The organism is Micromonospora sp. URMC 105 (genome assembly GCF_051386295.1).
GTDB lineage: Bacteria > Actinomycetota > Actinomycetes > Mycobacteriales > Micromonosporaceae > Micromonospora.
Map to the genome: position 1 here is coordinate 1 of NZ_JBPQTL010000004.1, position 18,866 is coordinate 18,866.

Annotated in this window: 16 protein-coding genes and 1 pseudogene; 10 read left to right on the forward strand and 7 right to left on the reverse strand. The window is 74.5% G+C overall.

Annotation, left to right across the window (positions count from 1 at the left end; translation table 11 throughout):
- Positions 1–1,288: glycoside hydrolase family 6 protein (locus tag ACSNN7_RS02225; RefSeq protein WP_436678811.1), on the forward strand; the 1,288-nt coding region annotated here is incomplete at its 5' end.
- A 60-nt stretch (positions 1,289–1,348) separates the two neighbouring features.
- Here the strand turns inward: ACSNN7_RS02225 and ACSNN7_RS02230 are convergent.
- From ACSNN7_RS02230 to ACSNN7_RS02245, 4 genes and pseudogenes are all read right to left on the reverse strand, one after another.
- Positions 1,349–1,714 (reverse strand): annotated as a pseudogene (locus ACSNN7_RS02230) (hypothetical protein); the annotation flags it as partial.
- A 74-nt stretch (positions 1,715–1,788) separates the two neighbouring features.
- A complete protein-coding gene (locus tag ACSNN7_RS02235) occupies positions 1,789–2,043 on the reverse strand; it encodes a hypothetical protein (RefSeq protein ID WP_436678812.1) in 255 nt (84 codons plus the stop codon).
- Between the two features lie 121 nt (positions 2,044–2,164).
- Positions 2,165–3,139, reverse strand: a complete 975-nt coding sequence (locus ACSNN7_RS02240; protein WP_436678813.1) for a hypothetical protein — start codon at positions 3,137–3,139, stop codon at positions 2,165–2,167.
- Between the two features lie 10 nt (positions 3,140–3,149).
- Positions 3,150–3,743, reverse strand: a complete 594-nt coding sequence (locus tag ACSNN7_RS02245) for a hypothetical protein (protein ID WP_436678814.1) — start codon at positions 3,741–3,743, stop codon at positions 3,150–3,152.
- A 564-nt stretch (positions 3,744–4,307) separates the two neighbouring features.
- On the opposite strand from ACSNN7_RS02245, the gene ACSNN7_RS02250 reads away from it, so the two are divergent.
- The 7 genes from ACSNN7_RS02250 (at position 4,308) to ACSNN7_RS02280 (ending at position 12,822) form a co-directional block, all read left to right on the forward strand.
- Entirely contained in the window at positions 4,308–6,656 is a 2,349-nt protein-coding gene (locus tag ACSNN7_RS02250) for a nitrate- and nitrite sensing domain-containing protein (protein ID WP_436678815.1), read from the forward strand.
- Positions 6,656–7,078, forward strand: coding sequence for a roadblock/LC7 domain-containing protein (locus ACSNN7_RS02255; protein WP_436678816.1), 423 nt, complete (start codon positions 6,656–6,658; stop codon positions 7,076–7,078). Before ACSNN7_RS02250 ends, ACSNN7_RS02255 begins: the two co-directional genes overlap by 1 nt.
- Positions 7,068–7,454 carry a DUF742 domain-containing protein gene (locus ACSNN7_RS02260; RefSeq protein WP_334448867.1) on the forward strand — a complete coding sequence of 129 codons (387 nt, stop codon included), beginning with the start codon at positions 7,068–7,070 and terminating at the stop codon, positions 7,452–7,454. The genes ACSNN7_RS02255 and ACSNN7_RS02260 overlap by 11 nt, the downstream gene beginning before the upstream one ends.
- Positions 7,435–8,037 carry a GTP-binding protein gene (locus ACSNN7_RS02265; protein ID WP_436678817.1) on the forward strand — a complete coding sequence of 201 codons (603 nt, stop codon included), beginning with the start codon at positions 7,435–7,437 and terminating at the stop codon, positions 8,035–8,037. The genes ACSNN7_RS02260 and ACSNN7_RS02265 overlap by 20 nt, the downstream gene beginning before the upstream one ends.
- A 148-nt stretch (positions 8,038–8,185) precedes the next feature.
- The gene (locus ACSNN7_RS02270; RefSeq protein ID WP_436678818.1) at positions 8,186–9,217 is read left to right on the forward strand and encodes a lactonase family protein; all 1,032 of its coding nucleotides are present in this window, start codon (positions 8,186–8,188) and stop codon (positions 9,215–9,217) included.
- A 164-nt stretch (positions 9,218–9,381) separates the two neighbouring features.
- Positions 9,382–11,121 (forward strand): substrate-binding and VWA domain-containing protein, encoded by a 1,740-nt coding sequence (locus tag ACSNN7_RS02275; RefSeq protein WP_436678819.1) that lies wholly within the window; start codon positions 9,382–9,384, stop codon positions 11,119–11,121.
- Between the two features lie 216 nt (positions 11,122–11,337).
- The gene (locus tag ACSNN7_RS02280) at positions 11,338–12,822 is read left to right on the forward strand and encodes a sugar transferase (RefSeq protein ID WP_436678820.1); all 1,485 of its coding nucleotides are present in this window, start codon (positions 11,338–11,340) and stop codon (positions 12,820–12,822) included.
- Between the two features lie 12 nt (positions 12,823–12,834).
- Here ACSNN7_RS02280 and ACSNN7_RS02285 read toward each other — a convergent pair whose 3' ends face one another.
- Positions 12,835–13,965 carry a PP2C family protein-serine/threonine phosphatase gene (locus ACSNN7_RS02285; RefSeq protein WP_436678821.1) on the reverse strand — a complete coding sequence of 377 codons (1,131 nt, stop codon included), beginning with the start codon at positions 13,963–13,965 and terminating at the stop codon, positions 12,835–12,837.
- Between the two features lie 97 nt (positions 13,966–14,062).
- Between ACSNN7_RS02285 and ACSNN7_RS02290 the strand changes: the two genes are divergently transcribed.
- The gene (locus tag ACSNN7_RS02290; RefSeq protein ID WP_436678822.1) at positions 14,063–14,569 is read left to right on the forward strand and encodes a MarR family winged helix-turn-helix transcriptional regulator; all 507 of its coding nucleotides are present in this window, start codon (positions 14,063–14,065) and stop codon (positions 14,567–14,569) included.
- Positions 14,570–14,612: 43 nt separating this feature from the next.
- Here the strand turns inward: ACSNN7_RS02290 and ACSNN7_RS02295 are convergent, their stop codons facing one another.
- Together ACSNN7_RS02295 and ACSNN7_RS02300 are read right to left on the reverse strand one after the other, a co-directional pair.
- Positions 14,613–16,232 (reverse strand): SpoIIE family protein phosphatase, encoded by a 1,620-nt coding sequence (locus tag ACSNN7_RS02295; RefSeq protein WP_436678823.1) that lies wholly within the window; start codon positions 16,230–16,232, stop codon positions 14,613–14,615.
- A gap of 128 nt (positions 16,233–16,360) precedes the next feature.
- Positions 16,361–17,620, reverse strand: coding sequence for an ROK family protein (locus ACSNN7_RS02300; RefSeq protein ID WP_436678824.1), 1,260 nt, complete (start codon positions 17,618–17,620; stop codon positions 16,361–16,363).
- 47 nt (positions 17,621–17,667) lie between these two features.
- On the opposite strand from ACSNN7_RS02300, the gene xylA reads away from it, so the two are divergent.
- A complete protein-coding gene (gene xylA, locus ACSNN7_RS02305) occupies positions 17,668–18,855 on the forward strand; it encodes a xylose isomerase (RefSeq protein ID WP_436678825.1) in 1,188 nt (395 codons plus the stop codon).
- The last annotated feature ends 11 nt before the right edge of the window (positions 18,856–18,866 follow it).

Consider the following 18,866-nt stretch of genomic DNA (forward strand, 5'->3'; position numbering starts at 1 on the left):
CACCCCCACCCCGACCACCCCCACGCCGGGGCAGAAGGTGGACAACCCGTACGCCGGGGCCAAGGGGTACGTGAACCCGGAGTGGAAGGCGAAGGCGGACGCCGAGCCCGGCGGCAGCCGGGTGTCGAACAACCCCACCGCCGTCTGGCTGGACCGGATCGCCGCGATCAACGGCACCACCGGCAGCAGCTCCAACGGCGCGATGGGCGTGCGGGACCACCTGGACGCGGCGCTGAGGCAGGGCGCGGGCTACATCCAGTTCGTCATCTACAACCTGCCCGGCCGCGACTGCGCGGCGCTCGCCTCCAACGGTGAGCTGGGCCCGGACGAGCTGCCCCGCTACAAGGCCGAGTACATCGACCCGATCGCGGCGATCCAGGGCGACCCGAAGTACGCCGGCCTGCGGATCGTGAACATCATCGAGATCGACTCGCTGCCGAACCTGGTCACCAACACCTCCGGCCAGCCGGGCGGCACCGCGATGTGCGACACGGTCAAGGCCAACGGCGCGTACGTCAACGGTGTCGGGTACGCCCTGGCCAAGCTGGGCGCCATCGGCAACGTCTACAACTACATCGACGCCGCCCACCACGGCTGGATCGGCTGGGACAGCAACTTCGGCCCGACCGCGACCCAGCTCTACCAGGCGGCCACCGCCTCCGGCAGCACCGTGAAGAACGTGCACGGCTTCATCGTCAACACGGCGAACTACTCGGCGCTGCGGGAGCCGTACATCAAGATCACCGACACGGTGAACGGGCAGACCGTCCGCCAGTCCAAGTGGATCGACTGGAACCAGTACGTCGACGAGCTCTCGTTCGCACAGGGCTTCCGCAACAAGCTGGTCTCCACCGGCTTCGACGCCAACATCGGCATGCTGATCGACACCTCCCGCAACGGCTGGGGCGGCACCGCCCGGCCCACCGGCCCGGGCGCGACGACCAGCGTGGACACCTACGTCAACGGTGGCCGCATCGACCGCCGCATCCACGCCGGCAACTGGTGCAACCAGGCCGGGGCCGGCCTGGGCGAGCGGCCGAAGGCCGCGCCGGAGCCGGGCATCGACGCCTACGTCTGGGTCAAGCCCCCGGGCGAGTCGGATGGCTCCAGCAGCCTGATCCCGAACAACGAGGGCAAGGGCTTCGACCGGATGTGCGACCCGACCTACACCGGCAACGCCCGCAACGGCAACAGCCTCAGCGGCGCCCTGCCGAACGCGCCGATCTCCGGCGCCTGGTTCTCCGCACAGTTCCAGGAGCTGATGAGGAACGCCTACCCGGCGCTCTGAGCACCGGGCGGACGGCCCACCCGCCGCGGTGGGAGTGAGGCACTGCCGCGAGCGGGTTCCCACGGGCCCCTGGCCCATCTCCGCCAGGTCGCGGCGGGCCCGCTCGAGGTTGTGCGGGGTCATGTCCTGCCCGCGGGCCATCACCAGGTCCTCCGGCTCCCAGGGCTGCTCGGCGCCGGTGCGGATGTTGTCCCCACCGGCGCCCGTGCCGGTCCCGGTCGCCCCGGTGCCGGCCGCGTACGGGTCGCCGATCAGTTCCTCGGTCGACGCGTCGCCCGTCCGGTCGGCGGGCTCGGTGAAGGACGGGTTGTCCCGGTCGGGGCCGCCCCCGGTGACCAACTGCGGCACGGTGGTCTCGTCGTCGACCGCCGCGGCCACCTCCGGGCTCTCCTCCAGCGGCCGGCGGTTCGGCTCACGATCCGTCATGGTGCTGACCTCCTGTCCCAGGCGCGTTCCCTGATCTCGCGTACCCCGCTGGGACCGGCCCATGCCGACCGAGGTCAGACCTTGCCAGCCTCCTCCGCCGCGGGCGGCTCGGCCGGGCGCAGCCACTGCCAGAGCAGCATGAGCAGACCGAAGACCAGCATCGCCAGGCCGGCCCAGAGGTTGATCCGGACACCCTGCGCCTTGTCGATCTCCGACGGCCCGTCGAAGAGCCCGATCAGGCCCACGATCAGCCCGTACACGACGAACAGGCCACCGATCACCCGGCGGATGTCGAAGAGCCGGGCCGCGGCGGAGGGACCGCCCGTCACCCTCCGTCCGCGTGGCACGTGGGCGTGCTGATACCCCCAGGTCGGAATTTTCATTCCGGTCATCGGGTCCCGCGCACGAGCGCGCCCCGGCCGGTGATCCGGCCGGGGCCCGCGGCGAGGGTCAGCGACCGAGGACCCGGTCCAGGAAGTCGCGGTACTGGCGCACGGCCACCCGCAGTTGCTCGGTGTCCGCCGAGCCGGCGGTCTGCCAGCCGCCAAGCTTCTCCTTCTGCGCGGCGAGCGCGTCGGAGAGCGCCTTGATCGCCTCCTCGACCAGCGACTGGGCCTCGCCGACGGCCGCCCGGGGGTCGTCCACGAAGCGCAGCTGCACCTCCCGCCAGCGGTCCCGGAAGGCCTGCGCCGCGTCCGCCTCGAACAGCGTCGCCGCGTGCGTGGGGACGTTCGCGCCGGTCGGCCGGGCCGCCTCGGCGACCGCCGCCGCTCCGGTTCCGGTCACCCCGGCCGCGCCCACGCCGGCCGCCGCGCCTGCCGCGCCGCCCTCCGGGGCCTCCGCGTCCGGGTCGACCATGGTCGGCTCGGCGCTGCCGTATCCGGCGGCGCCGGCCGCCACAGCGTCGGAGCGTCCCCCGGACGGGGTGCCCGAGGCGTGCTCGTCCCGCCACCGCTGCCGGTCGTGGATGCGGTCGGCGGCGGTCGGGTCGGCCCGCTCGTCGTCGAAGGGCTCGGTCCGCCCCGGTGCGCCGTCACCCGGCGCCACGGTGTCCTCCAGCCGGGCGTCCCGTTCGTCCTCGGGACGGCCGCCGGCCAGCGCCGACGCGGCGACCGCGTCGCCGACGGCGGCCGCCCCGAAGACGGTCGGCAGCGGGGCCGGCTCGTGGAACTCCGGCCGCTCGTCGCGGTCGTCGCGCACGTCGTAGGGGCGGGTGTCGTCGAGGTCGTCGGCGGGCCGGTCGGCGGTCGCCCGGGGGCCGTCGTAGGTGCCCCGGTCGTCCAGTACGTCGTCGGGGATGTCCGCGCGGCCGTCCCGGCCGTCCCGGGTGGTCCGGGGTACGGCGTCCGGCGCGGGGACCGGCACCGGGGCGGAGCGGACCGCCTCCGGGTGGTCGGTGCTGCTCTGCTGCTCTTCCTGGCGCATCGTCGTCTCCTCAGCGGCTCGTGACGTCGTGCGGGCTGTCCGGATGGCGCTGCTCCGGCGGCCGGTGCCCGACCGGCTCCTCGCCGAGCAGGTCGGCGAAGAGGGCCCGGTAGTGCACGACGGCCTGGCGGAGTTCCTCGGTGCCGGCCTCACCGCGCTCGTTGCGCACCCGGATCTCGTGCGCGTCGCGGTAGTGGGTGAGGGTGCGGGCGTGGTCGACGGAGAGATGGGCGATCTGGTCCGAGAAGTCCCCGGTGGGGTAGCCGCGCTCGGCGATCAGCCGGCTGACCAGCTCGTCGGCGTCACTCACGGTCTCGCCGGGGGAGTCGACGAAGCGGACCTGGAGTTCCTCCCAGGCGGCGGCGTACCGGGCCCGGGACGCGGGGTCCAGCGGGGTGAGTTCGAGTTGGGCGTGCCGGCGTTCCCGGTCGCGCAGCTCCCGTTCGGCGGCGCCGCGGCTGTCCTGCTCCGCGACGACCCGGTCGTACTCCGGGCCGAAGCGGCGCTTGAGGGCGCGCCGGCGACCGGCCATGACGGCCGCGGCGACCAGCGCGGCGACCACCAGTACGACGAGAACCGCAACGATTACCTGCGTGGGCGACATGGCTCCTCCTTCGCCACCTGGTATTCCCTCGGCATACTGGCTGCCAATCCCGATCCCGGGCACTTTCCTGGGCCATTCCCGACCGGGCACGGCGAGCCCCACGGCGCGGCCCGCCGCCGAAACTTGACCCACCCCAGAAAACGCGCCTGGGGCAGGGTGCGGGGCGATCACCGGCACCGACCGGAGTCCGGATCCGGGGCGCTGCCTCGGCCCCTCGGCCGCCGCCTGAAGCGGTGGAGTCGCCGAGGTCACGTACGGGTGAACCGGCCACGCGAGGACGTGGCGTCGGGTCGCCGGGGGCCTCGGCAGCTCGGTCAGCCACCGGCCGTCCCGCTCGCGACGCGACGCCCCTGCCGACCCCGGCGGGGCGTTCGCCGTTGCGGCGGCAGGGAGTCGGGTGAGGACGGTCCACAACGGATTGGTAGTGACCTCCGAGACGGACGGTAGTGCTGCGGCCCCGGATTACGTATCCTGCCCAAGGCGCCCGAGCCGGTGCCCGGTGCGCCCGGGACGCTGCCCGGCCGGTGTGGGCGCCACCGCTGCCACCCCTTCGGGCGAGGACTCATGGACACCCGCGACTGGCCGATCCGCGCCAAGCTGACCGCCCTGGTCGTCACCCCGGTGGCCGCCCTGCTCGCACTCTGGATCTTCGCCACCACGCTGACCTTCGGTCCGGCGCTGGACCTGCTCTCCGCGCGGACCCTCCTCTACGACCTGGGCCGTCCGGGCGAGGCGGTGGTCGCCGAGCTGCAACGCGAACGCCGCCTCTCGGTGGTGCAGCTCGCCGGCCCGGCGGACCTGCCGGCCCTGGCCGAGCAGCGCCGCCGCACCGACGCGGCGGTCGCCGAGCTGCGCCGGCGGACCGGCGGGGAGAAGCTGCGCGACGCGGCCGACGACCTGCTCGACGCCCGGCTCGACAAGTTGTCCGCCGCCCTCGACGCGCTGCCGGCCGGGCGGGGCTTCATCGATCGCCGGCAGGTCGACCGGGCCGGCGCCGTCGGCCTCTACAGCGGCATGATCTCCTTCGCCTTCCAGGCCTTCGCGGCGATGGCCGACCTGCCCGATGCGCAACTCAACCGGGAGGCGCTGGCGCTCACCGCGCTCGGCCGCTCCCGCGACCTGCTCGGTCAGGCCGACGCGCTGGTGGCCGGCGCGCTCGTCGGTGGCCGCCTCGCCGACGACGAGCACCTGCTGTTGACGCAGACCATCGGCAACGAGCGGTTCCTGGTCGACACGGCCGTGGCCGACCTGCCGCCGGAGGCCCGCAGCGCCTACCAGCGGCTGACCGAGGCCCCCGCCTTCGTCCAGCTGCGCACCATGCAGGAGGGGCTGCTGCGGGCGGACCCGGCCGTCCGTCCGCCGGTCGACGCCCGTACGTGGCAGACCAGCCACGACGCCGTCCAGCAGGCGCTGCGCGACTTCGAGCTGAGCCAGGCCGATGGGCTGGCCGAGCGGTCCGTGCCGGTGGCCGTCGGCATCCTGGTCCGGCTCGCCGTCGCCGGGCTGCTCGGCCTGGCCGCGATCGTGGTGTCGCTGCTGGTCGCCGTCCGGGTCGGGCGCACCCTGGCCCGCCGCCTGACCGGCGTGCGCAGCGCCGCCCTGGAGATGGCCGAGCAGCGGCTGCCCGACGTGGTGGCCCGGCTGCGCCGGGGCGAGCAGGTGGACGTGGCCCGGGAGGCGCCGCCGCTGGAGTACGGCGCCGACGAGATCGGCGAGGTCGGGCGCGCCTTCAACGAGGTACGCCGGACGGCCGTCCGCGCGGCGGTCGACGAGGTCACCCTGCGCCGGGGTCTCAACGAGGTGTTCCTGAACATCGCGCGGCGCAGCCAGGGCCTGGTGCACCGCCAGCTGGCCCTGCTGGACCGGATGGAACGGCGCGCCGAGGACCCGGACGAGCTGGCCGAGCTGTTCCAGGTCGACCACCTGGCCACCCGGCTGCGCCGGCACGCCGAGGACCTGGTCATCCTCGCCGGTGCCGCGCCGGGCCGCGGCTGGCGGCAGCCGGTGGCCCTGCTGGACGTGGTGCGCGGCGCGGTCTCCGAGGTCGAGGCGTACGACCGGGTGGACATCGGGACGGTGCAGCCGGCCGGAGTGGTCGGCCGGGCCGTCGCGGACGTCATCCACCTGCTCGCCGAGCTGATCGAGAACGCCACCGCCTTCTCCCCGCCGGAGACCCGGGTCGAGGTCTCCGGCCAGCAGGTGTCCCGCGGCTACGTCGTGGAGATCACCGACCACGGCCTGGGGATGACCCCGCAGGCGGTGGAGAACGCCAATCGCCGGCTCGCCCGGCCGCCCGAGTTCGACCCGGCCGACAGCGCCCGGCTCGGCCTGTTCGTGGTGTCCCGGCTCGCCGCCCGGCACGGCGTCCGGGTCACCCTGCGCTCCGAGGCACCCGGCGGGGTCACCGCCGTGGTCCTCGTCCCGGCCGACCTGGTCACCGACGAGCCGCCGGCCCTGCCGGTCAGCGCGAGCCGGCCGGCCGCGTCGGTCACCCGGCTGACCACCCTGCCCCGGCCCCGCTCCACCCGCGCCGGGCGGGACCGCCAGCCGACCGTGCTGCCGTTCGCCCCGGCCCGCGCCTCCGCGGTGGAGGCCGCTCCCGACGGCGACGGCCTGCCCCGGCGGGTCCGCCGGCGCGGCCCGGCCGTCCGCCCCCGCCCGCAGGCCGCCGAGCCGGCCGTCCGCTCCCCGGACGAGGTACGCCGGCAGATGTCCGCGCTCCAGGCCGGCACGGCCCGGGGCCGGCGCGACGGCGCGATCCGTTCCGTGCCGCCGGGGCGAGGAGACGACGCCGTGCCCGCCCCGGCCGGCAGCCGTGCCGAAGGGCGGAGCGGGCCGCCCGCGCCGCTAACGCCGCCCGATGCCGCGGCGGCTTCCCCCGATTCCCCGACCGTGACTGAGAGGGACGCCTAGTGGTGGACACGACGAGGCAGAACGTCGACCTCGGCTGGTTGCTCGACGAGCTGGTCGACCGCGTACCCGCTGCCCGGGAGGCCGTGGTGCTCTCCGCGGACGGGCTGCTGCTCGGCGCCTCCGCCGAGCTGGACCGCACCGACGCCGAGCACCTCTGTGCCCTGGCCTCCGGCTTCTCCAGCCTGGCCAAGGGCGCCAGCCGGCACCTCGCCGGCGGCGGGGTGCGGCAGACCGTGGTGGAGATGGAGTCCGCGTACCTGTTCGTGACGGCCGCCGGCCAGGGCGCGTGCCTGGCGGTGGTCAGCGCCGCCGACGCGGACATCGGCCTGGTGGCGTACGAGATGGCGATGCTGGTCATCCGGGTGGGGGAGAGCCTCGCCGCGCCGGCCCGCACGACGGTGGGGGCCGTCGATGCGGGCTGAACCGCCGGGTGCCCAGCACGAGTGGCTGGACGCCGCGGCCGGCCCGGTGGTCCGTCCGTACACCCTCACCGGCGGCCGGGTGCGGCCCGCCGTCGACGGCTTCGACCTGGTCGCGTTCGTGCTGGCCGGCGCGGGTGCGGATCCGTCCGGTCAGTCCGGGCTCCAGCCGGAGCACCGGCGCCTGGTCGAGCTGGCCCGGCGCCCCGTCGCGGTGGCCGACCTCGCCGCCGACCTGGACCTCGCGGTGGGCGTGGTCCGGGTGCTCCTCGGCGACCTGCTCACCCGGGGCCTGGTCTCGGTGCACGAGCCGCCGGCCGCCGGCATTCCCGACAACGACATCCTCAAGGCGGTGGTCAGTGGACTACGTGCGCTCTGACCGGGACTCCTCGGAGCCCCGGTTGCCGCTGGCTCTCAAGATCCTCATCGCCGGGGGCTTCGGCGCGGGCAAGACGACGTTGGTCAGCGCGTTGAGCGAGGTCCGACCGTTGCAGACCGAAGAGGTGCTGACGGGTGCCGGCGTCGGCACCGACGACCTCTCCGGGGTGGAGACGAAGTCGACCACCACCGTGGCGATGGACTTCGGCCGGATCACGATCAACGAGGACCTCCAGGTCTACCTCTTCGGCACGCCCGGGCAGGACCGCTTCTGGTTCCTCTGGGACGAGCTGGCCTTCGGCGCGCTCGGCGCGGTGGTGCTCGCCGACACCCGGCGGCTGGCCGACTGCTTCCCGTCGATCGACTACTTCGAGCAGCGGGGCGTCCCGTTCGTGGTCGGGGTGAACTGCTTCGACGGGTCCCGCCGGTTCGGCATCGAGGCGGTGCGCCAGGCGCTGGACATCGACCCGGACGTGCCGGTGGTGCTCTGCGACGCCCGGGACCGGCAGTCCGCCAAGCTGGTACTGATCTCCCTGGTCGAGCACGTGGCCCGGCAGCGCGGCGAGCCGGTCCCGGTCGCCTGACCCGTGGCCGGCGACGGCGGGACGGTGCGACCGCACCGCCTCGCCGTCGGCGCTCCGCCGGCGGGAATTCCGGAAAACAGGGCTAACGCCCGGGCCGGCCGGGAAGCCTCTGGTTGGATCGACGACAAGAGCGGCGGAGGGTGTACCGGTGACGAACACGATCGTCCACATCGGCGGCTACACGGCGGCGAGCGGCGGGCGGGGGGACGGCATCGTCGCCGCTCGCCGGGACCCCGGCTCGGGGGAACTCACCCCGCTCGGCACGGCCGCCGTGACCGATTCGCCCTCCTTCCTCGTCCGGCATCCCGTCCTGCCGGTCCTGTACGCGGTGAACGAGCTGCCGCAGGGGCAGGTCAGCGCCTTCGGGGTGGGCACCGACGGCGAGCTGACCCCGCTGGCCGTCCGGTCGACCGGCGGGGCCGATCCCTGCCACCTGGCGGTCGCGCCCGACGGGCGGCACCTCTTCGTGGCCAACTACGGCGGCGGCAGCGTGGCGGTCCTCCCGCTCGACGAGCGGGGGGTGCCGGCCGAGCGCAGCGACCTGGTCGTGCACCAGGGGCACGGGCCCGACCCCGAGCGCCAGGAGAAGGCGCACTGCCACATGGTCTCCCCGGACCCGGGGAGCGGGCCGCTGCTCGCCGTCGACCTCGGCACCGACTCGGTCTACCGGTACGACCTGGACGCCGGCGCGGGCCGGCTGGTGCCCCGCGCGCCCCGGACCCGCACCGCCGACGGAACCGGGCCCCGCCACCTCGCCCGCCACCCCGACGGACGGCGCTACTGGCTGGCCGGTGAACTGGACGCGACGGTGACCGCGTACGAGGCGACGCCGGAGGGGGCGCTGCACGAGCGGGGGCGGGTGGACGCCAGCGGCCGGACCGGGCACGTCCAGCCCTCAGAGATCGCCGTGGGGCCGGACGGCCGTTTCCTCTACGTCGGCAACCGGGGGGTGGGCACGGTCGCCGTCTTCGCCCTCGACGGGGAGCTGCCCCGGCTGGTCGCCGAGGTCGACACCGGGGGCGAGTGGCCCCGGCACTTCGCGCTGACCGGAGCCCACCTCTACGTCGCCGACGAACGGGCCGACATGGTCCGGGTGTTCCGGGTCGATCCCGGCTCGGGGGTGCCGGAGCCGCTCGGCGAGCCGGTGCCGGTGCCGAGCCCGACCTGTGTCCTGCCCTGAACGGCGCCGCCCGATGTGGATCGTGGCGACGCCGCGGCACTGACTGATTACTCACTGTTGCAAAAGTGCGATCAACTGTTTCTCCTGCGTAACTTTCGTCCGAACGGTTGTGGCACTATCCGAACGAGATACGCAAGATGGTCAGCGTGTCTGGCCGCCATCGCATGCGTTCAAGTATCCGTGGAGCAGGAGCCGCCGCAGCGGCGACTGCTCTCGTCGTCGTGGTCGGGGGTACCTGGTTCGGCTACCAGCAGCTGTCCGGGCCGTCCTGCTCGGGCGAGATCCAGCTGTCGGTGGCCGCCGCTCCCGAGCTCGCGCCGGCGGTGGAGAAGGCCTCGGCGCAGTGGGTCGAGGACGGCGCGGCGGTGGGCGGCACCTGCATCGCCGTGAACGTCAGCGCCTCCGAGCCGGTGGACGTGGCCGCGGCGGTCGCCAGCAAGCACGGCGCCACGCTGGCCGGCGTCGGCCAGGCCAGCGGCACGGTGGCCACGCCCGACGTCTGGATCCCGGACTCCTCCACCTGGCTGCTGCGGCTGAAGAACAACGGCGCGACCGCCTTCGCGCCGGGCAACGGGGCCTCGGTCGCCCGCAGCCCGGTGGTGGTGGCGATGCCGGAGCCGGTCGCCTCCCGCTTCGGCTGGCCGGACAAGAAGCTCGGCTGGACCGACCTGCTGAAGGCGGTCAGCACCGGCAAGGGGCTGCGCGCCGGGATCGTCGAGCCGACGCAGGACGCGGCCGGCCTCTCCGGCCTGCTCTCCCTCACCGCCGCGGCGAGCGCCTCGGGCGGCGACACCCAGAAGGCGACCACCGGTGCGCTGCGGGCGCTGGCCACCGGCCGTTCCGCGCTGCGGCAGGACCTGCTCGCCCGCTTCCCGCGCTCGAACGACCCGACGGCCATCGCCAGCGGGCTCGGTGCCGCCGCGCTGTCCGAGGAAGACGTCATCGCGTACAACAGCACCAAGCCGCCGATCCCGCTGGCCGCGCTCTACCTGGAGCCGGCGCCGATGCCGCTGGACTACCCGTTCGCGGTGCTGCCCGGCATCGAGCCGGCCAAGCAGTCCGCGGCCAAGGTGCTCTTCGAGTTGCTGACCACGCAGGGTTTCAAGAACCGGCTGGCCGCTCAGTCGTTGCGGGCGCCGGACGGCAACTGGGGCAACGGCTTCAAGGCGCCGCAGGGGGCGCCGAGCCCGGCCGGCGGTCAGTCGACGGCGGCGCCGGCGGGAGTCGGTGCCGTGGGCGGCCTGGACCCGTTCGCGATAGACCGTGCGGTCTCCGGCTGGTCCATCGCCACCCAGTCCGGTCGGATGCTCGCCGTCATCGACGTCTCCGGCTCGATGAAGGCGAAGGTGCCCTCCGCGGGCGGTGCCACCCGGGAGCAGGTCACCGTGACGGCGGCGAGCCGAGGCCTGAACCTGTTCGACGACTCCTGGTCGATCGGCCTCTGGACGTTCTCCACCGAGCTGGTGGGCTCCCGGGACTGGCGCGAGCTCGTGCCGATAAACCCCCTCTCCACCAACCGGGGCCGGCTGGAGCAGGGCCTCGCCACGATCCGCCCGTCCGACGGCAACACCGGTCTGTACGACACCGTGCTGGAGGCGTACAAGACGGTGCAGCAGGACTGGGAGCCCGGCCGGGTGAACTCGGTGGTGCTCTTCACCGACGGCAAGAACGACGACAAGGACGGCGTCTCGCAGGCCTCGCTGATCAGCCAGCTCAAGCAGCTCAACGATCCGGAGCGTCCGGTGCAGGTGGTCATCATCGGCATCGGCAACGAGGTCTCCAAGACCGAGCTCCAGTCGATCACCAACGTCACCGGCGGCGGCACCTTCGTCACCGAGGACCCGAGCAAGATCGGTGACATCTTCCTGAAGGCGATCGCGCTGCGCCCGAACGCGCCGCGCTGAGTCTTCGGACAGTGCGGGGACACCGCCGTACCGGAAGTTTCCGGTGCGGCGGTTCGCCTTTCCGGTGTCCGGGTCGCTCGGCAAAGTGACGGCAACACGTCCGAATCAATCGGCGAGCATCATTGTAAGGCAGGATGTCCGGTACGCTCCGGCGTCGCGTCCCCGTCCCGGGGCGGTCGCCGACCGGAGCCGGTGCACGCGATGTGGGGAGGCTGGGTGACCTCGGCGACGCTGTCCACGCCGGTCCGGATCCCGCCGGCGCCGAGCGGCCGGCCGGCGAGCCCGATCGCCCGGGCCGACCAGCGCGCGTACGTGCGGCTCCTGGTGGTGCTCGACACCACCGTGCTCTCCCTCGCCGTCCTGGCCGGGTACGCCGCCCGCTTCGGTGACCGGGCGCCGGTCGGCTCCGAGATCCCGTACGTGCTGGTGGCCCCCGGCCTGGTGCTCGCCTGGCTGCTCTCGCTGCGGGTGCTGCGCTGCTACGACGACCGGGTGCTCGGCTACGGCGCCGACGAGTACCGGCGGGTGAGCGCGGCGAGCCTGCGGCTGGCCGGCGGCGTCGCCATCGTCGGCTACGTCGCCGAGGCCGACGTGTCCCGGGGATTCCTGGCCATCTCCTTCGCCGTCGGCACGGTGGCGCTGGAGGTCAACCGCTTCGTCGCGCGCAAGCGACTGCACCGGGCCCGCTGTCGGGGCGTCGGCTGGTCCCGCCGGGTGCTCGTCGTCGGCGACACCGCCCACGTGCTGGAACTCGTGCACACGCTGCGCCGCGAGCCGTACGCCGGCTACCAGGTGGTCGGCGCCTGCATCCCGGACGCGCTGCTCGCACCGGTGCCGCAGCGGCTCAGCGACGTGCCGGTGGTCGGCTCGCTGCGCGGCGTCCCCGAGGCGGCCACCGCGATCGGCGCGGACACCGTCGCCGTCACCCCCTCCGGCGAGCTGACCGCGGCCCGGCTGCGCCGGCTCGGCTGGCAGTTGGAGGGGACCGGCATCGACCTGGTGGTCGCGCCGGCGCTCACCGACGTGGCCGGCCCCCGCATCCACACCCGGCCGGTCGCCGGCCTGCCGCTGATCCACGTGGAGGCGCCCGAGTTCCGGGGGGCCCGCAAGCTGGTCAAGGAGTTCGTCGACCGGGCCGCCGCCGCGCTGGCGCTGCTGCTCCTGCTGCCGCTCGGGGCGGCGGTCGCGCTGGCCATCCGGCTGGGCAGCCCGGGGCCGGTGCTGTTCCGGCAGACCCGGGTCGGGCGGGGCGGCCGCGAGTTCGGCGTGCTGAAGTTCCGCACCATGGTGGTCAACGCCGACGCCCTGCTCGACGGGCTGGCCATGCGCAACGAGACCGACGGGCTGATGTTCAAGATGCGCGACGACCCGCGGGTGACCCGGGTCGGGCGGCTGCTGCGCAAGTGGTCCCTCGACGAGCTGCCGCAGCTGGTCAACGTGCTGCTGGGGCAGATGAGCCTGGTCGGCCCCCGGCCGCCGCTCCCCTCCGAGGTGGCCCGCTACGACGGCGACGTGGCCCGGCGGCTGCTGGTCAAGCCCGGCATGACCGGGCTCTGGCAGGTCAGCGGCCGCTCCGACCTGAGCTGGGAGGACGGCATCCGGCTCGACCTGTACTACGTCGAGAACTGGTCGCTCGCCGCCGACCTGACCATCCTCTGGAAGACCTTCGGCGCGGTGCTGCGGGGGCGCGGGGCGTACTGACCGGCGGCGCGGTCACGGCTGTGGGCCGGTCCAGTCCAGGCAGACCACCACCGCGTCGTCGATCAGGTCACCGGCGACGAACGCCCGCAGATCGCCGAGGAGCGACCGGACGGCGTCCAGCGGCTCCATCCGGCCGGTACGGCGCAGGAAGCGGTCCAGTGCGGTCTCCCCGTACCGGACGTTCTGGCTGGTCGCGTCGATCACACCGTCGCTGAGCACGAAGAGCCGGTCGCCCCGGCGCAGCTCGAAGGTCTGTTCCTGGTAGTCGGTGCTCTCGAACATGCCGAGCGGGAACTGCTTCTCCAGGACCTGCTCGCTGATCTCCCCATCGCGCAGCCGCACCAGGCGGGGCGAGCCGGCGTCCACCACGGTCAGCTTCCCGGAGGCGAGGTCCAGTTCCATCAGCAGCGCGGAGAGGTGCTGCTCGCCCCGGTGCAGGGCGTAGATCGCCTGGTCGGCCAGGGCGGCCTGGTCGGCCAGCCCCAGTCCGCCCCGGCGGGCGTTGCGCAGCGCGTAGGTGGCCAGCGAGGTGAGCATCGCGGCGGCCACCCCCTCGCCCGACCCGTTGATCGTGGCGAGCCAGAGCCGGTGCCCGTCGTCGGACCAGTCGAAGCTGTCACCGCGCACCGCGTACGCCGGCTCCAGCTGCCCGGCGAGGCTGAACGACGGGCGGATCCGGCTGCGCCCGGGCAGCAGCTCCCACTGCATCTCGGCGGCGAGGGTCAGCCGGCGGGCCCGACGGGACGCCCGGTAGACGTCGGTGCCAGGGCTGACGGCGACGAGTTCGTGGCCGAGGGCGGTGGCGATGGCGGCCAGTTCCCCGACCGTACCGGGGTCGTCGGCGACCGGGGCCAGCCGCAGCACGCCGCGCCGTTCGCCGCGCATGCCGACCGGAAACCAGCCGACGCCGTCGGTGAGGATCGGCTCCTGGTGATCGAAGCATCGCCAGGCCGGGTGACCGGCCTCGGTGATCGGGTCCCCGTCGCTGAGCGGCAGCAGCACCGAGAGGCGGTAGTCGACCTGGAAAAGCTCGCTCTCCGTGATCCCGAACGTCCGTTCAAGTTCGGCGGCGAGCCGGTCGAGCAGGAGGTCGGCCGGCGCCTCGACCAGCACCCGCCGGGCCCGATCGTCCGGTTCGCTCATCTTCACTCCTCCTGACAGCGGCCGACCACCAGGCACTCCGGGTAGTCTCGGCCCCACCATGGCCGACGAACATGGTCCGCGGGGACCAGAACCGAGTATGGCCGCCGAGTTGGACGACGCGGCGGGTGCCCTGCTGTCCGTGTGGGAGGCCGCGCGGGAGAGTACGACCAGTGGCCTCTCCGCCGCCCAGCTGCGCGCGGTCATGGTGGTGGAGCGGCACGACGGCATCAACCTCCGCCGGCTCGCCACCCTGCTCGACATGCTGCTCTCCTCGGCCAGCCGGCTCTGCGACCGGCTGGTGGCGGCCGGCATGCTGGAGCGGGAGCCGGGCCGCCTCGACCGGCGGGAGATCTCCCTGCACCTGACCCCGGAGGCCCGTGAGCTCCTCGTCGAGCTGCGCCGGGACCGCCGGCGGCGGCTCGCCGACGTGCTGGACGGGATGACCGGTGAGGGCCGGCAGGCCCTGCTGCGGGGGATCCGCGAGTTCGACCGGGTCGCCCGCGACCTGGAGGAGGCGGCGCCGCCGGCGGTGCCCTGGCAGGGCAGCGACACCCCGCCGCCGGACGCGACGCTCGACGACCCGCCGGTGGCCCGCACCGCCTGACCGGTTCAGCCCGCCGTGCCCGCCCCGGCCGGGTCGGCGCCGGTCACGCCCGCTCTGCAGCGCAGACGGCGAGCATGGCGACGTCGTCGTGGCTCTGCCCGTCCAGCCACTCGTCCACCAGCTGGAGCAGCCGTTCGACCACGGCGCTCGGCGGCAGCCCCGCCGCCGAGGCGAGCGCCTGACGCAGCCGCCGCTCGCCGAACATCTCCACCGCCGCCGGGCCGCCGCGCGCCTCGGTCACCCCGTCGGTGTACGCCAGCAGCAGCTCCCCCGGAGCCAGTCGCACCTCGGCCTCGGCGAACGTCGCGGTGGTGAACGCGCCGATCGGCATGCCCCCGACCGGTACGGGGCTGATGTCACCGTCGGGCCGAAGCAGCAGCGGAGCGGGGTGCCCACCGCCGGCGACGCGCACCCGCGCGCCGCCGTCGCGGTCCGGCTCGACGGTGCCGAGCAGCAGGGTGGTGAACTGGGCCCGCCGGGCACCGTCCGGGGAGTCGAAGAGCGCCCGGTTGAGCAGCCGCATCAACTCCAGGGGACGCTGCTCGACCAGGCGGAGCGTCTGCAACGACTGGCGTACCCGGCCGGTGAGCACGGCCGCGCCGACGCCCTTGCCGCAGACGTCGCCGAGGGCGAACATCCCGCCCCGCTCGGTGCGGAACACCTCGTAGAAGTCGCCGCCGATGCGCAGGCTGTCCCCGGCGGCCCGGTAGCCGCCGGCGAGGGCGAGCCCGGGCAGCGGCGGCAGCTCCGGCGGGAGAAGGCTGTGCTGCAGCACCCGGGCCAGGTGGGCCTGCTCGCCGTAGAGCTGGGCGGCGGCGAGCGACGCGCCGGCCCGGGCGGCGAACTCCCGGGCCAGCTCGACGTCGCGCTGGTCGAAGCCCGCGCGCCCGGCCCACCGGACGAGGATCAGGGCGCCGGCCGGCCCGCCGGCGCTGAGCAGCGGGCTGATCAGCATCGTGCCGGGGCGGCCGAAGGAGGCGGGCAGCACGTCGGCCAGGTCGGCCGGCGCGGCGCCGACCCAGGGGTGCGGGTCGGTGCTCTCGCCGTCGAGCGCCTCGGCGAGGCCGGGGACGGCGCCGGTCAGCTCCGGGGAGCCGATCCCGGTGACCGGGGCGGCGTCGCCCTCCGCGTAGCGGACCCAGTGCGGCAGGGCGGCGACGGGCGGTGGCGGGTGGTGCACGATCAGCGCGGCGTCGGCCAGGTACGGCACCGGCAGGGTGGCGGTGGCTCGCAGCGTCTGGTCACGGTGCAGGGAGAGGCCGAGCCGGCTGCCCGCCTGGGCGAGGAAGGCGGTGCGGGACCGTTCGGCGAGGAGGGCGTCGCTGCGGGCCTGTTCCTCGGTGACGTCCCGGACGTACCAGGCGCAGCGGTCGGCGGCCAGCCGGCGGCAGACCCCGCGCAGCCGGCGGCCACGGTGCTCGGTGTCGAAGGTCTCGGCCCCCTGGCCGACGGCGCCGGCCAGCGCCGGCACCGAGCAGAGCACGAGGTCGGTCCCGGGGGTCAGCTCGGGCAGGAGTCGGCCCGCCGTCGCGTTGACCAGCGCGACGATCCCGGCGTGGTCGGTGGTGACCACCGCCTCGGCGAGACCGTCCAGCAGCTCGCGGGCGAGCCGGGGGTCGGCGGTCACCGGCCCGGTGTGCCCGCCGTCGTGGGTCGTCGTCACCGCCGGTCGCCGGGCGCCACGGCCTGTCGACCTGTGCGCATGCTGGTAGTGACTCCTCGGACGGGAACGGTTGCCTCAGGGAAAGGGTACCGAGGCGAACCGGCCGACGCCCATCGAGGAAGGTCGGCTCACGGCCGGCCGGCGAGCCAACCGGACGGCCGGGCGATGATCCGGCGGACCACGGACCCGGCTCCGCCGACGGCCGCCGACGCCGGGCCGAGTGCCGCCGCGCGCACCGTCACCGGCGACCAGGCGGCGGTGAGCACCCGGTCGGTCAGCTCGGCCTCCACCGGCGGGCGCAACCAGGGCGCCAGCGTGGCGTAGCCGCCCCCGAGCACCACGGTGTCCAGGTCCAGCAGGTTGACCACGCCGGCGACGGCCACCCCGAGGGCGGTGCCGGCCGCGCGCAGCGCGTCGAGGGTGGCCGGGTCGCCCTCGGTGGCGAGGTCGGCCAGTCGGCGCGCCGCCGTGTCGGCCGGCAGATCTGCCCCGGAGAGGCCGGCCGCGCCGAGGACGGCCTCCTGGCCGGCGTACGTCTCCAGGCAGCCCCGCGCGCCGCAGCGGCACCGCGGCCCGTCCGGGTCGACCGGCACGTGGCCCAGTTCACCGCTCCAGCCCCGGGCGCCCCGGAACAGCGCACCGTCGAGCACGATCCCCGCGCCGATGCCGATTTCACCTGAGACGTGCAGGAAGCTGGCCGTCGCGGGCCCGGCGTGCAGCTCGCCGAGGGCGGCCAGGTTGGCCTCGTTGTCGACCACCAGCGCGGGCACCTCGTCGACCGGCCAGGCGAGCGGGGGATGGGCGGCGAGCAGCCCGGGGACGTCGACGTCGCGCCAGCCGAGGTTCGGTGCGAGCCGGACCAGGCCGTGGGCGTCGACCAGCCCGGGCACGGCCAGCGTCGCCCCGGCCAGGGTGAGTCCCTGCCGCGCGGCGGCGGCGCGGGCCCGCCCGGCCAGCTCGACCAGCCGGGCCAGCGCGTCGGCGGGGGTGACCGGGCGCAGGTCGGCCCGGCGTACCTCGTGGTGCCGGACGGTGCCGGCCAGGTCGACCACGCAGGCGGCGAGGTAGTCGACGTTGATCTCCAGCCCCAGCCCGGCCGGGCCGTCGGTGGCGAGCCGCAGCCCGCGGGCGGGGCGGCCGGCCCCGCCGCGCGGCGCCGGCTCGGCCTCGGCGACCAGGCGGCCGGTGATCAGGTCGTCCACCACGGCCGAGACGGTCGCCCGGGTGAGGCCGGTCTGGCCGGCGAGGCCGGCCCGTGACGGTGGCTGGTCGGCGGCGGCGATCCGCCCGAGCACCACGGCGAGGTTGAGCTCGCGCAGGCTGCCCTGCCGGACCGCGCCCGCGGTGCTGGTGCTGGTCACCCCTTGACACTGCCACAGCGTGGTCATTTAATCCATCCACTGAACTAATTGCGGCGACACCCCGGAGGTCTGCCATGGCACCCCGTCCCACCCCCGCCGACAAGTTCTCCTTCGGTCTCTGGACGGTGGGCTGGCAGGCCCGCGACCCGTTCGGCGACGCCACCCGCCCCGCGCTCGATCCGGTGGAGGCGGTGCACCGCCTCGCCGAGCTCGGCGCGTACGGGATCACCTTCCACGACGACGACCTGGTCCCCTTCGGGGCCGACGCCGCCGGCCGGGAGGCCCACCTGACCCGGTTCCGCAAGGCGCTCGACGAGACCGGCCTGGTCGTCCCGATGGTCACCACCAACCTCTTCACCCACCCCGTCTTCAAGGACGGCGGGTTCACCAGCAACGACCGGGACGTGCGCCGGTACGCGTTGCGCAAGGTGCTGCGCAACGTCGACCTCGCCGCCGAGCTGGGTGCCCGCACCTTCGTCATGTGGGGCGGCCGGGAGGGCGCCGAGTACGACGTGGCCAAGGACGTCCGGGCCGCGCTGGACCGCTACCGCGAGGCGGTCGACCTGCTCTGCCAGTACGTGGTGGACTCCGGCTACGACCTGCGCTTCGCCATCGAGCCCAAGCCCAACGAGCCGCGCGGCGACATCCTGCTGCCCACCGTCGGGCACGCGCTGGCGTTCATCTCCACCCTGGCCCACCCGGACCTGGTCGGCCTGAACCCGGAGGTCGGGCACGAGCAGATGGCCGGGCTGAACTTCGCGCACGGCATCGCCCAGGCGCTCTGGCAGGGCAAACTGTTCCACATCGACCTCAACGGCCAGCGCGGCGTCAAGTACGACCAGGACCTGGTCTTCGGCCACGGCGACCTGCTCAACGCCTTCGCGCTGGTCGACCTGCTGGAGCACGGCGGTCCGGACGGCGGGCCCGCGTACGACGGGCCCCGGCACTTCGACTACAAGCCCTCGCGCACCGAGGACTTCGCCGGGGTGTGGGCCTCGGCGGAGGCGAACATGCGCACCTACCTGCTGCTCAAGGAGCGGGCTGCGGCGTTCCGCGCCGACCCGGAGGTGGCCGAGGCACTGGCCGCCGCCAAGGTCGCCGAGCTGGCCACCCCGACGTTGCACCCGGGGGAGGGGTACGCCGAGCTGCTCGCCGACCGCTCCGCGTACGAGGACGTGGACGTCGACACGGTCGCGGCCCGGGGCTTCGGGTTCGTCCGGCTCAACCAGCTCGCCGTCGAGCACGTGCTCGGCGCGCGCTGAGGCCGGCCGTC